Genomic DNA, 13117 nt, shown 5'->3' with positions numbered 1-13117 from the left:
CAGGCCTGATGGATGGAGCACCCATGACTCACGATCCCCGCACTCTGGAAGAGTGGAAATCGACCCTGCTGGCGGCGCTGGGTCTGGTTCTGACCAGTTTCCTCGCGTGGTATGGCCTTTCGCGTCTGAACGAGGCCACCGCGGGCGACACTATCGGCACGCTGGCCTCGGTCGGCCTGCTGATCTGGATCGCGTCACAGGCCTGGTATTACATGACGCAGGTGAAGTCCCCCCGCCGATTGCTGTTCCTGATGGGGGTGTCGTTCATTCAGGTCGTGCCGTTCCTGTTCGCCGCGGTCTATGGCGCGTTCGGCTACAAAGATCACTGCGTGATCGGTGCCAAAGGTCCAGCCGATATCCTGTATTTCTCGTATGTCACCTTCACCACGGTCGGCTACGGCGATATGTCGCCAACCGGCCTCTGCCGTGGGTTGGCCGTGGCCGAGGCGGTCACGGGCTATATCCTGCTGGGCCTGTTCGTCGCTGCCGCGGTCGCGCTTTATGCACGCAACCACAGCAAATGATGCGGTCCTATTTGTTCTGATCAATCCAGCGTGACATCATCTGCTTGTCCCGAAAACACTCGGACGGGATCGGGCGGCGTTTGCTGCGCGAGATGCGCTCGGCAAAGGCCACCTGCTTGCCGGTGGGATAATTGGCAAAGGGCGACGGGTCATGCGGTTTGTTCGCTGAAATCCAGTCTGACAGCAACTTGCGATCGCGTTGCGCCTCAACCGGGATCTCCAGCGCGGATTGCCTTGCAATCGCGCGGGCATAGCGCATCTGCCGGTCCGTGACAGGCAGCATATGGTAATCGTTGCTGGGTGCGTCGTACCAGCTTTGACGGGCAGCATTGGTCATAGCTCGAATACCTCCGTTCCGCCTTCGACAACTTTGCGGAACAAATATAGAACATTTTAGGAACTTTTTCAAGATTTCCACTGACCCGCTCGGTTTTCACCATCGTTTGAGTCAGCCTGTCCCATCGCTTTTCGACCTGTTTGGCGTGTTTTTCTGCGCCTTACCGATAATCAAAGAATCACGGCGTCTCATTTCAATACACAGATGCTCACGACCGCGCGCGCAGGGCACAGACCGGCGGTGATCTGCCTATGCCGGGCTCGTTTCCGCCGCTTTGCCACGCATTAGCGACATTTTGCGTCGGGAACAGAGCATCTCCTGTGCCGCTCCTGTGGCTGACTTTCAGATGGGTGACGATTGCATGAGGAGAGCACAGTCATGAAAACCCATGCGCAGGCCGTGGTGATCGGCGGGGGGCTGGTCGGCTGCTCGATCCTGTACCATCTGGCCAAGCTTGGCTGGACCGATGTTGTGTTGCTGGAACGTGATGAGCTGACCAGCGGCTCAACCTGGCATGCGGCGGCCAATATTCATGGCTTGCACGACAACAACAACATTACCCGCATCCAGCACTATACGATGAACCTGTACAAAGAGCTTGAGAAGGAAACCGGGCAGGGTTGTGGTGTCTTTCAATCCGGTTCGCTCTATCTGGCGCAGACCGAAGATCGCGAGCACCAGCTGCGTCTGCAAGAGGCCAAGGCGCGGTTTTACGGCCTGAACTTTTACGAGATCAGCCGTGAAGAAGCCAAAGTGCTGCACCCGCTGGCGCAGTTTGAAGACATCCGTTGCATCATGTTCGAACCCGATGGCGGCAATGTCGACCCATCCGGTGTAACCCACGCCTACGCCGCCGGAGCGCGCGCTATGGGCGCGGCTATCGAGCGGTTTTGCCCCGTGATAGGGACTGAATCACAGCCCGACGGCTCGTGGATTGTCCGTACCGAAAAGGGTGATATTCGCACCCAATGGGTGGTGAATGCGGGCGGTCTGTGGGGTCGTGAGGTGGCCGCGATGGCGGGGATCGAACTGCCCTTGCAACCAACCGAGCATCAGTACTTCGTCACCGAATCCATTGACGCGGTCGCAAATCTTGGCCGCCGTCTGCCGTCAATCGCTGATCGTGATGGCGAGTATTACTTCCGGCAGGAAGGCAACGGGCTGCTGATCGGGGCCTATGAGAAAGACATGCGGTTCTGGGCCGAAAACGGCACGCCGCTCGATTTTGCGCATGATCTGTTTCCGGACGATCTGGACCGCATCATGGAAAACGTCATCCGCGCCACGGAACGCGTTCCGGTGGCCGCGACTGCCGGGGTTAAACGGGTCATCAACGGCCCGATGATCTGGTCGCCCGATTCAAATGCGATTTGGGGGCCCGTGCCGGAATTGCGAAACTACTTCTGCTGTACAGGGATCATTCCGGGCTTTTCGCAATCGGGCGGGCTGGGCTTACTTTCAGCCCAGTGGATGATCGAGGGTGAGCCGCAATACGATATGTTTGCCTGGGATCTCGCGCGTTTCGGTGATTGGGCGGACAAAGCGTTCACCAAGGCGCGAGTCGAAGACGTTTACACGCACCGCTTTGCCATCCATTTCCCGAACGAAGAACGCAGCGCAGGCCGACCTGCCCGTGTCAGACCCGCTTATGAGATGCAAAAGGACATGGGCGCCGTCTTTGGCCTGAACTGTGGCTGGGAACACCCCCTGTGGTTTGCTGATCAGCCCGGCACCACTGAAACGACTGGCTTTGCCCGCCAGAACTGGTGGGGGCCCGTCGGTCGCGAGGCCCGGATGCTGCGCGAGGCAGTTGGCGTGATCGATATCTCGAACTTCGCGAACTATGCGATCAAGGGTCCCGGTGCGCGTGATTGGTTGAATCAACTGGTGGCGAACCATGTACCCAACCAGATTGGGCGATCCTGCCTTACTCCTCTGATTTCGGTGCGCGGGGGAGTGGCTGGTGATTTCACAATCACGATGGTTGCTGAAAATGAATACATGATGATCGGCTCTGGCATGGCCGAACGCTATCATCAACGCTTTTTCAACATGGTCGATCTACCCACGGATACGACCTTTGAGGTCGCGACCGACCGCATTGCAGGGTTCAACGTTGCAGGGCCCAGGGCGCGTGATCTGCTGCAGCGTCTCAGCAACGCGGATTTGTCGAACGAGGCGTTCCGCTTCATGCGCTCGGCGACGATCGATGTGGCGGGTGTCACCTGTCTTGCCATTCGCGTCAGCTTTACCGGAGACCTTGGTTGGGAACTGCATTGCGCCGCAACCGACCAAATCAGGCTCTATTCTGCGCTTTTGGAGGCCGCAGGACAGCTTGGCGGAGGTCCCGTAGGTGGTCGCGCGCTGGGATCGCTGCGCGTTGAAAAGGGCTATGGTTCGTGGGGTCGGGAATACGCGCAGGAATACTGGCCGCAGGAGGTTGGACTGGATCGCCTGATCAAGCTCGACAAGGATTTCCTGCACAAGGACGCCTATCTCGCGATCAAGGACAACGCCGCGCGCGAGGTACTTTCTATCTTCGAGGTCGAGACCGTGCTTGCCGATGCCAGCGGAGGCGAGCCGATATTCAAGCCGGATGGTACTCCGGTTGGTCGCGTTACTTCGGGCGCCTATGGGTATTGGGTTGATCGATCTCTGGCGCTGGGTTTTGCTGATCCAAACGTTGCGACCCCGGGCGATACGGTTGAGATCTACATCCTGGGCCGTCCGCACAAGGCCCGGATTCTTGATTGTCCGCCCTTTGATCCCACCGGCGCGCGCCTGCGCGACAAGCAGCCGATGGCGCAGGAACCCGCCCAATGACCCAGACCTTCGACAGGGTTGCCGCTTTCACGCTGGATCGGGCATCCGAGGACATGCCCGCCTCCACCCGGTCGGTCGCCGCGCTGTTGTTGCTGGATACCTTGGGTGTCCTGATAGCCGCCGGTCCAATGGAGGCCGGGGTGATTGCGCGGGATACGGCAGCCTTGCTCTATGCCAGTTCGGACCCGGCGCACAGTGCGCGCATGTTGTTTGATGGTCGCCGCGTCAGTGTTGCTGGTGCGGCCTATGCGACGGCGACGCAGACCGACAACCTTGATGCGCATGACGGGTTTAATCCGGTCAAGGGCCATATCGGCGTGGCAGTTGTTCCGGCATTGGCAGCCTTAGCCGAAAACTGCCCTGATCTGAGCGGCCCACAGGCACTGGCGGCGCTGATCACTGGATATGAAGTGGCCGGGCGGGCCGGTCTGGCTTTGCATGCGTCGGTCAGCGATTATCATACCTCTGGCGCGTGGAATGCGTTGGGGGTGGCCGCGATGGCCGCGCGTTTGCGACGCCAAACGCCCGATCAGCTTCGGCAGGCGTTCGGGATAGCGGAATACCACGGCCCGCGCAGTCAGATGATGCGCGAGATCGCAAACCCCACAATGCTGCACGATGGATCTGGCTGGGGCGCGTTGGTTGGTCTATCCGCCGCGGTGCTGGCGGAACGCGGTTTTATCGGCGCACCCGCGCTCACTGTCGAGGCCGACGGTGCCGCATCGTTCTGGGCGGATCTGGGTCAGGTTTGGCAAACTGAACAGCAATATATCAAACCCTACCCCATCTGCCGTTGGGCCCATGCCGCGATCGACGGGGTCCGGCTGATCATGCAACAGCAAAACCTGTCTCATGATCAGATCACTGCAATCCGCGTCAGCAGCTTCACCGAAGCGGTCAGATTGTTCGCAGACCTGCCCGACACTACGTCTCAGGCGCAGTATTCTCTCCCTTTTGCGGTTGCCGTTCAGGCGGTACATGGGCGGATCGGGGTTGAACACATCTCGGGGATTGGGTTGTTGGACCCGGCCGTGATCGGGGTGATGAATCGGATCAGTGTCGCCGAGACCGAACGACATTGCGAGCGCTTCCCGCAAGGCCGATGGGCCGATGTGGAGATTGAGATTTCGGATGGTCGCTGTTTTCAATCAGGTGATCTGAATGCCCGAGGAGGCCCGGACTCGCCCCTCAGCCGGGATGAGATCATCGACAAATACACTGCATTCGCTGCCCCTGTAATTGGTGAGCAACGTGCGGATCGGATTTGCGCTGCCATTCTTACGCTTGACCGACCCGCGTCTCGCTTTTCTGATCTTGCCGAACTGCTTTATGATCCACCTCCGTTGCAGGGGTGAATTGGATCTAGAAGGCTGAGCCTTGGGCCCATGATCACGCTACCTTTCGTTCCAAGCTGCAATCGGCTCAAGGTCAGTCTTTGCTGTTACCTCGGACGTGTTCCAGAAGCTCTGCAATCTGTGCCCTTGTGGTCTGGCTGTCTTGCAGTAACGTCGTCGCATCCGCCAGCGGCTTTTCCGGTTGTCTGTCTGCGGGTCGCCCCAATTGCACGCTGAGCGCACCGATCTTTCCAAAGACCGTCGAGGGGTCAGGCTGGTCTTCTGAATTTCCGGCCAACCAAACAAACCGGTCCGCCGCGGCATCATCCCCAATCGCGCGCAACAACCGCGCCGCTTCCGAATAGTCATCGGTCTGCGACATCGCCCGTGCGCGCAGCTGCTGCGCCTCGTCTGAAGCATCCTCGGCGATTTCCAGCAGCGCCTGATGCGGTCTGTCGTCCAGCAAAGCTGCATGTGCCCGGATGCGCGCCCTGTCCAGACGTTGTGTCCGATCCTCTGGTCGTCCAGCCAGCGCCTGCGCAGGTGCGGAGAAACCCAGATTGGCTAAGCGTTTTGCAAGCAGAGCCGCCGTCTCCACCGTCATGCCATCGGAGGTCTCGTCCGGTATCGCAAACGTATAGCGCAAGAAGGTGATGTCGTCGGCTCTTTCGGCCAGAAGTTGCAGAACCTGATCCCGCGTACGCTGCCATTCTGAGGTGCCCGCCGCGCTTTCCAAACGGCTCAAGGCCTGGTCAAATTCATTTGTAAGCGCAAGCGCAAGCACGTGTGCCCGGGCCATCATCGGCCCCAGATCCGAGCGGCGCAGCTGGCGGGCGTATCCGGCTGCAAGGTCAAGGTCCGCCAGGGAAACAGCCCCGCGATCTGCCCAGCGTTTCTCAATCAACCGGGCCAGCGCCAGCGGGGCCTCTGTGGTGTTGGTTGCCAAGACGGTGTCCGACAAAAGCTTTTCGGTAGCCTCGTCGTTACCGGCTGCGGCGGCTATTTCAGCCTTGGCCAGAGTCAGATCCGCCGTGGGCGCGTCAACAACCCGTTCGACTGCGCGCAGTATACGCCGCGAGGCTTCCAGTTTTCCTGCCGCGACCAAAATCTCGGATACTCTCGCCCCCAACTGGCGCCGCAAGTGTCGTGGAAGCTGACCAAAGCTCTGTTCAATAGCATCCAGATTCGCGTCCTCTTCCAGTCTTCCCTCTGCCATAAGAGCCCATAGCGCTGTTGTTCCTGCACACCGCTGCTGGCCTGCGAAGGCATGTGTGGCAGGTGCGGTAAAGCCGTCCAATACATGCGCGATTGTCGCGAGCTGTTCTTTCTCGGCGGGACTGCGCGGAAGCAGTTTTAGGACCTGCAACGCCTCTGAACCGAAGCCATGATACAGATACAGTCGGGCCAGCTTGAGTGCGTGCGCGGTATCAATCTTGTCAAATTCCCGGTACAAAGCGATACGCTGATCCGAGACCTGCGCAGCAAATGGAGTATCTGCGTCGGACCACGTCTCAAACCCGAGATCGCTGTCGGTGATACATTCCTTGCGCATATCAAACTTTGGCAGCTCCAGCGCCTCTAACCCACGTACGCCATCCAGTACCGAGCGCAGTTGAAGATTCGGCATCGACAGCTCTGTCGCGCGCACCGGGCCGACAGGCGTTGATGGTCTTTGCCCAACGCCAGCCAATGTCAGGTCGACGACCTCTCGGTCGGCACCCTGCAGAATCCGTGATATCAGCTGATCTTCGTACCCCCTCTGGTTCAGCTCCAGCAGTGGCAGTGCCAGCCCGTTGGCGGGGATTTCCGCAGGCAAAGCGTTTTGCTCAGATGACGGCAAGGGCAAAGCAGGCGGCGTTGCGAGCTTTGGCGTGTATTTGCCCGGAGCGATGTCGATAACCACCATCGTTTGCCGGTGCAAGAAAGCCGTCGCGACACAGTCGCAACCGAATGCCATGTCAAGCGCGCCGCCCGCTTGCAATTGCGTCAGCGCCTGCAGCCTGTTCCCGGACAATCGGTCAAATGCAGATCGCGTATCAAAAGTCACGTCGTCAATGGCAACGCTCAGCTGCGCACCGTTCTGGCGTTGGAGCAGCGTCCAGTCGGTTCCTTGCGGAACCTGAACCACCAGCCGGGTATAGCCTTCATGCTCGCCAGTGCGTACGGGCAGACCCTGTGCTGCCGCACCGGATGCACAAGCGCAGAGAACCAGGATGATGAGACGTATCATGCGGCTGCCTGCTTGAGTTCTTTCAGAGCCTCTTCCAATTCGGAAAAACCCGGGCGATTGTGTGTTGGTGTGTTTTGACGCCCAACCTCGATGCACATCGCGGCGTTGTGGTTGTGCAGATTGGCAACCAGCACCTCTTTGATCAGCTGGTAGAAATGATTGTCTTCTTCAACCACCGCTTTCAACTTGCCGGCGAACGGTCCAACCAGCCCATAAGCAAGAAAGACGCCCAGAAAGGTACCGACCAAGGCCCCGCCGATCAGTTTGCCCAGCACCTCGGGCGGTTGATCGATCGAGCCCATGGTCTTGATCACCCCCAGAACCGCCGCAACAATCCCGAGTGCTGGCAAACCATCCGCAACAGTCTGAAGCGCATGGCTGGAATGCATGGCGTGGTGAAAGTTCGCTTCCATCCGTTTTTCAAGCACTTCTTCGACCTGATGTGGATCGTCGTAGTTCATCGAGGCTGAACGCATCGTATCGCAGATCAGATCTACCGCCTCTTTATCGGCCTGAATTCTGGGATAGGCCGAAAACAGAGAAGAGGTTTCGGGCTCTTCGATATGCTGTTCGACCTCGACCGGATTCGCGCGCGCGATCCGGATCAGAGAGAACAGCAGACACAAGAGATCACGATAGTCTTCGGGCTTCCATTTCGGTCCCTTGAACACCTTGGCCATGTCTTTGATCGTGTGTTTGATGCCGCCCATATCGTTGCTGATCAGAAACGCCCCAACGGCGGCACCCCCGATCATCATCATCTCAAACGGCAATGATTTCAGGATGATGGTCATTTTTCCGCCTGCGGCCAGATAGCCGCCGAACACCATGACGAAGATAACGGCAATTCCAATGATCCCGATCATGAGTGATCTCCGAAGTTAGGAAGGGTTTGGCGCATAGCAGTTACTCCTGCGGCGCGCGGGCGTTGCGGCCAGCCATGACGACGCTGATTGTGTAGGCTGCCTCGGGGCTGAGTCCGGCCATCACGTTTGCGGCCGCATCTGGCGGCATGCGCGATAAGAAGCCGGCCGCAAATACCGCATCCATCGTTTCAAACAGAGCGGCCGCATCCTTTGGTTTCATGTTCTGATACACGTCCGTCAGCTGCGTCAGATCATTTTCTGCAGCTTTTTCGGCGATGGCTACCGTTTCGCGCAGCGATTCCTCTGCCTCTTGCAGCAGCGACAGACGTACCTCGATCGCTTCGTCTGCGATGCCCAACGCGTGTTCCCGGTCAACAATGGCTGCTTCGCGCCGGTCCAAGTCTTCTGCGCGTCGCAACAACTCAGTCAAAAGCCGTTGTAAATCAGAGGCTTCAGGACCAGTCAACGCGGTTTTTTCGGCCGTTGTCTGATCAGGTTCAGCGCTGCGTGCCAACGCCGGACCAGCCTCAAGCCCAATCCGGATTATTGCCGACCCGATCATCAGCAGAGAGATCACGGTCAGCACGCCACTGCGTTCACGTGTGGCCTTGGGTTTTGCCGCGCGACGCGTCATTGCATCGCTCCGCCGGGCGGGCGTGCATGGCGAAAGAACATCAAACCTTCGGGCTTGGGCTGGGTCGGTTGGGTATCTTCAGGTGCCTCAACCCCGTCTGCAGGATCGGCGTGATCTTCAACCGTAGCCCCAGGTTCTTCGTCCTTGGGACTGGGTGTACGCTCTTTTTCGGTCTGCTGCACATGGGTGTCTGATTTCTCAACCGGCGGCTCGGGCACCACGTCGTGCATCGAGGCCATCATCAGTTCCAATCTTTGCGCGACCGTTTCGGCACGTTCGGTCAGATCGCGCAACGTCACGCCAGAGTCGTCCGATGCGGCGCGCGCGTTGTCCAAGGACTTCCGCAGTTCATCCGCCTGCGCGGACAAGACCGACACGGCCCCGCCCACACCTTTCTCCAGATCGGTAAATCGCCGCAGCCTGCGTGCAAGGACAAAGCAATACAGCCCCGCCCCAAGCGCGCCTGCGACCAGCAGAATATCGGCAACCAGCTCCAACTTCGCCTCCTAGTTCAGTACGAATTCCATGACCAAAACATCCCGCACACGGCCTTCGCCGGTGACGATTCCGATGCGCCGCAACAGGTGGCCGCGGATGCGCATCAGGGCGAGCGAATCTTCAAGGTCAGACAGATCGACGGCGCGCAGATAGCTGTTCAGAACATCCATGATTCGCGGTTTCATCTTTTCGACATCAGCGGCGTAGCTTGCATTGACCTCAAGCTGTGCGTGGAATTTCAGATGCCGCGAATCGCCAGCATTGACCGACACAATGACCGGCGCCAGATCGACAAAGAGGACGTCCGGAAGGGCCTTTGCTTCGGGTCCTTTGTCTGATTTTTCTGCTTCTTTCGCCATTTCCTTGGCGCCAAATGGCAACAGGCCCGAAGCCGTTACCAGGTAGCCGCCAACGCCACCCGCGATCGCCAGAATCACGCCAAGTACCAACCCCTTTTTCCCTGACTTCTGAGTGGCTTGTGCCGAGTCTTCTGCCGCGTCGGTCATGACGTCTCCATTCATTCGCTCTGGAAGTTTCATAACCCCGCAGGGACTAACCGATTGTTAAGGGCAATCGTCCAAACAAGGGCTGAGCCGAACAGAATGTCGGTGAGTCGGAGGTAAGCGTGCAGCAGATCGGAACTGTCTGGGCAAATTTGGACAGGCGCAAACAAATCATCGTGGCCGGGGCCGTTGTGCTGGTCTTTCTGGGCGTTCTTGCGATGTCGCGCATCGTGACCGCGCCATCCATGACCCTGCTTTACGCCGGGCTTGAAAGTGGGGCTGCCGGTGACATCGTGCGGGCGTTGGACCAGCGCGGTGTGACCTATGAGATACGCGGCGGGTCGATCTATGTACCTGGCGCGCAACGGGACGAATTGCGGATGACTTTGGCAAGCGAAGGCCTGCCCGCTAACGGCAATCGGGGGTACGAATTGCTGGACTCTCTCAGCGGTTTCGGGACCACCTCGCAGATGTTCGATGCCGCCTATTGGCGCGCGAAAGAAGGCGAACTGGCCCGCACGATAGTTGGTAGCCCGCATGTCAGTCAGGCGCGGGTGCACATTGCCAACGGCTCGGCGAACCCGTTTCAGCGCAGCATCGAGCCGACCGCCTCGGTTTATCTGGTGCCGTCCGGTGCTCAGATCACCGGGGACCAGGCCAAGGCGATTCGGTTTCTTGTGGCTTCGGCGGTCAGCGGGCTCGCCCCTGAGAACGTTGCAGTGATCGATTCGAATGGTTCTGTAATCGGGGCGCAGGAGGCCGCCGTTGCATCGGACACCGCCGATGATAAGGCGCGGCAATTGCGCGACCGGGTCTTGCGACTGATTGAGGCCCGTGTCGGTGCGGGCAATGCGGTGGTTGAGGTAAGCGTCGACACGGTGACGGAAACCGAATTGATCCGTGAACGTCGTTTTGACCCCAAGGGCCGCGTAGCGATCAGCACGGATATCGAAGAACGCTCGGACAGCGCCCGTAACCAATCTGCGGATGTGACCGTTGCATCGAACCTGCCGGATGGCGACGGTAGCGGCGGAGATGAATCAAATTCGAATGCGACGCAGACCCGTGAGCGGGTGAATTACGAGGTATCCGAGACTGAACTTGAGGTGCATCGCGCACCGGGTGCCATCAAGCGGCTCACAGTTGCGGTTCTGGTGAGCGGAGCGCGTGTGGCCGGTGCCGACGGCTCCGAGACCTTTGTGCCCATGCCGCAGCCTGAACTGGATGCGCTTCAGGAATTGGTGGCCTCAGCGGTGGGTTTCGATGCAGAGCGGGGCGACGTGATCACGTTGAAGTCGCTGGACCTGCCTGTGGTTGAACCGCAGGGAACGCTGGCGGCGGCTTCCATCTGGTCGGGCATTCATCTGGATGCGATGTCGTTGGTCCAGATGGCGGTTCTGGCGCTTGTATCCCTTGTGCTGGGACTGTTTGTCATACGCCCAATTCTGGCGAACAGCGCCGCGACCCAGGCCATACTGCCCGCGCCAGCGCGACCAGAGGCCGATGCCCCGCTTCTGACAGGCGAGATTGCAACCGGCGATTCGCAGGACTTTGCCGCTCTGTCGGATTCATCGCAGCCAGCTGTGCCCGCACTTGCCAGCGCGCCGGGGGACGAGGCCGTAGACCGGTTGCGCGCCATGATCGGCGACAAGCAGGAGGAGACGGTTGAGATTCTGCGCAGTTGGCTTGAGGAGAGCGAGGAGAAAGTGTGATGTCTATTGCTCATCTCCTCGAAGATTTCACGCTGCATGCGGGCGGCGGCGCGGTACATCTTCTGGACGAAGAGGCGCTGGAAGAGCAGAGGCTGGCCGCGTTTGAAAAGGGTTATGGCGCAGGCTGGGACGATGCGGTTCACGCTCAGGATCAGGGGCGGGACCAGATAGGCTCGGATCTGGCCGCTACCTTGTCCGATCTGTCCTTCACCTATCAAGAAGCGCTGACCAGGATGACGCTGTCGCTGGAACCCCTGTTCCAAAGTCTTGTCGAAACCGTATTGCCCCAGACTATCGAGCGTGGTTTCGCCATCCGTCTTGCCGAACAGCTGACGGAGATGGCGGGCGAGCAGATCGGCCAGCCGATTCAACTGAACGTCCCAACCGGGTCATGTGCCCAGATCGAAGCCCTGTTGCCGCAGGGTCTGACACCTGCGCCGCGGGTCTTGGAAGACCCGGCCCTGAACCCTGGGCAGGCCAATCTGCAGGTGGGCATTGCACGACGCGAGGTAGATTGCAGTGCCTTGATCGACGCCATTGCCGGGGCTTTCGACGCATATCTGTTTGAAGCAAAAGAGGCTTTGTCAAATGAGTGACCTTCAATCTCCCAAACCAGAGAAAACCAACCCCTTCGAAGCGGTTCCGATCGAGGTGACTGTCTCGGTTGGGCGCGCACGTCCATTGATCCGGGATCTGCTGAACATGGGCGAAAACGCTGTTCTCACGCTGGACAAACGGATCGAGGATCCGGTGGATTTGTATGTCGGCGACCAACTTGTCGCGCGCGGCGTCCTGGAAGAGATGGAAGGCGATCAGCCCGGGCAATTGGCCGTGCGGCTCACCGAGATTTCGGATTTGCAGAACGGGATTGGCTGATGCGCCTTGCTGTTTGGCTGGTCATACTGTTCCTGCCTTCTATCGCCAGCGCACAAGAGGTATCGCTGTCGCTGGGAGAAGATGGTTCGATATCGGCGCGTACCATTCAGCTGATCTTGTTGATCACGGTGCTCAGCTTGGCGCCGGGGCTGGCAATTATGATCACCTGCTTCCCGTTTCTGATTACCGTTCTGGCGATTCTGCGGCAGGGGATCGGTTTGCAGCAATCGCCGCCAAATATGCTGATCGTCAGCCTTGCGCTGTTTCTGACCTATTTCATCATGGAGCCGATTTTTACCGAAGCCTGGAGCGCAGGTATCCAGCCCATGGTAAACGAAACGCTGGATGTGGAGCCCGCGCTTGAACGCGCGTTGGACCCGTTTCGCCGTTTTATGGCGGCGCGGCTTGATGCCGACACGTTTCAGGCGATGGCTGCGCTGCGCCCGGGCGATACGGCGGTGCAACTGTCGCCCGATGCTCCGCTTTCGGTGTTGATGCCATCATTCATGCTGTCGGAGATCGCCCGCGCATTTCAGATTGGATTTCTGATTTTCCTTCCGTTCCTGATCATTGATCTGGTGGTTGCCGCGGTCCTGATGTCGATGGGTATGATGATGGTGCCCCCGGCAACAGTTTCTTTGCCCTTCAAGCTGGCATTCTTCGTCATCGCCGACGGCTGGGCACTGATCGCCAGCGCTTTGGTAAGAAGCTATGGATAGCCCGGCCTTCACCTATTGATCGCCTTGCCTTGCCGCGCAGATCGATCGCGTTCAGGGCCAG

Annotated in this window: 13 protein-coding genes; 7 read left to right on the top strand and 6 right to left on the bottom strand. The window is 59.0% G+C overall.

Features of this window, described 5'->3' with window-relative positions; all coding sequences use genetic code 11:
- The first annotated feature begins 23 nt into the window (after positions 1–23).
- The gene (locus ACR3EN_RS04610) at positions 24–524 is read left to right on the top strand and encodes a potassium channel family protein (RefSeq protein ID WP_480824216.1); all 501 of its coding nucleotides are present in this window, start codon (positions 24–26) and stop codon (positions 522–524) included.
- Positions 525–531: 7 nt separating this feature from the next.
- Here ACR3EN_RS04610 and ACR3EN_RS04605 read toward each other — a convergent pair whose 3' ends face one another.
- Complete coding sequence (locus tag ACR3EN_RS04605) at positions 532–861, bottom strand: hypothetical protein (RefSeq protein WP_480824218.1); 330 nt, start codon at positions 859–861, stop codon at positions 532–534.
- A 378-nt stretch (positions 862–1239) separates the two neighbouring features.
- On the opposite strand from ACR3EN_RS04605, the gene ACR3EN_RS04600 reads away from it, so the two are divergent.
- Together ACR3EN_RS04600 and ACR3EN_RS04595 are read left to right on the top strand one after the other, a co-directional pair.
- A complete protein-coding gene (locus ACR3EN_RS04600) occupies positions 1240–3684 on the top strand; it encodes a GcvT family protein (protein WP_480824220.1) in 2445 nt (814 codons plus the stop codon).
- The gene (locus ACR3EN_RS04595; RefSeq protein ID WP_480824222.1) at positions 3681–5039 is read left to right on the top strand and encodes an MmgE/PrpD family protein; all 1359 of its coding nucleotides are present in this window, start codon (positions 3681–3683) and stop codon (positions 5037–5039) included. The genes ACR3EN_RS04600 and ACR3EN_RS04595 overlap by 4 nt, the downstream gene beginning before the upstream one ends.
- A gap of 73 nt (positions 5040–5112) precedes the next feature.
- Here the strand turns inward: ACR3EN_RS04595 and ACR3EN_RS04590 are convergent, their stop codons facing one another.
- From ACR3EN_RS04590 to ACR3EN_RS04570, 5 genes are read right to left on the bottom strand one after another with little or no spacing between them, the layout of a single operon-like run.
- The gene (locus tag ACR3EN_RS04590) at positions 5113–7248 is read right to left on the bottom strand and encodes a hypothetical protein (protein WP_480824224.1); all 2136 of its coding nucleotides are present in this window, start codon (positions 7246–7248) and stop codon (positions 5113–5115) included.
- A complete protein-coding gene (motA, locus tag ACR3EN_RS04585; RefSeq protein ID WP_480824226.1) occupies positions 7245–8114 on the bottom strand; it encodes a flagellar motor stator protein MotA in 870 nt (289 codons plus the stop codon). The genes ACR3EN_RS04590 and motA overlap by 4 nt, the downstream gene beginning before the upstream one ends.
- A 40-nt stretch (positions 8115–8154) precedes the next feature.
- On the bottom strand, positions 8155–8748 hold the full coding sequence (locus ACR3EN_RS04580) for a MotE family protein (protein WP_480824228.1): 594 nt from the start codon (positions 8746–8748) through the stop codon (positions 8155–8157).
- On the bottom strand, positions 8745–9245 hold the full coding sequence (locus tag ACR3EN_RS04575; protein ID WP_480824230.1) for a hypothetical protein: 501 nt from the start codon (positions 9243–9245) through the stop codon (positions 8745–8747). Before ACR3EN_RS04575 ends, ACR3EN_RS04580 begins: the two co-directional genes overlap by 4 nt.
- Positions 9246–9254: 9 nt before the next feature.
- The gene (locus ACR3EN_RS04570; protein ID WP_480824232.1) at positions 9255–9752 is read right to left on the bottom strand and encodes a flagellar basal body-associated FliL family protein; all 498 of its coding nucleotides are present in this window, start codon (positions 9750–9752) and stop codon (positions 9255–9257) included.
- Between the two features lie 119 nt (positions 9753–9871).
- On the opposite strand from ACR3EN_RS04570, the gene fliF reads away from it, so the two are divergent.
- The 4 genes from fliF to fliP are packed head-to-tail and all read left to right on the top strand — an operon-like array spanning position 9872 to position 13056.
- On the top strand, positions 9872–11461 hold the full coding sequence (fliF, locus tag ACR3EN_RS04565) for a flagellar basal-body MS-ring/collar protein FliF (protein ID WP_480824234.1): 1590 nt from the start codon (positions 9872–9874) through the stop codon (positions 11459–11461).
- Positions 11461–12057, top strand: coding sequence for a FliH/SctL family protein (locus ACR3EN_RS04560; RefSeq protein ID WP_480824236.1), 597 nt, complete (start codon positions 11461–11463; stop codon positions 12055–12057). The genes fliF and ACR3EN_RS04560 overlap by 1 nt, the downstream gene beginning before the upstream one ends.
- Positions 12050–12337 carry a FliM/FliN family flagellar motor switch protein gene (locus ACR3EN_RS04555; protein ID WP_480824238.1) on the top strand — a complete coding sequence of 96 codons (288 nt, stop codon included), beginning with the start codon at positions 12050–12052 and terminating at the stop codon, positions 12335–12337. Before ACR3EN_RS04560 ends, ACR3EN_RS04555 begins: the two co-directional genes overlap by 8 nt.
- Complete coding sequence (fliP, locus tag ACR3EN_RS04550; protein WP_480824240.1) at positions 12337–13056, top strand: flagellar type III secretion system pore protein FliP; 720 nt, start codon at positions 12337–12339, stop codon at positions 13054–13056. Before ACR3EN_RS04555 ends, fliP begins: the two co-directional genes overlap by 1 nt.
- The last annotated feature ends 61 nt before the right edge of the window (positions 13057–13117 follow it).

The sequence above is a fragment of the Ruegeria sp. G7 genome, from assembly GCF_056535465.1.
This window is presented reverse-complemented; position numbering and strand designations above follow the sequence as displayed.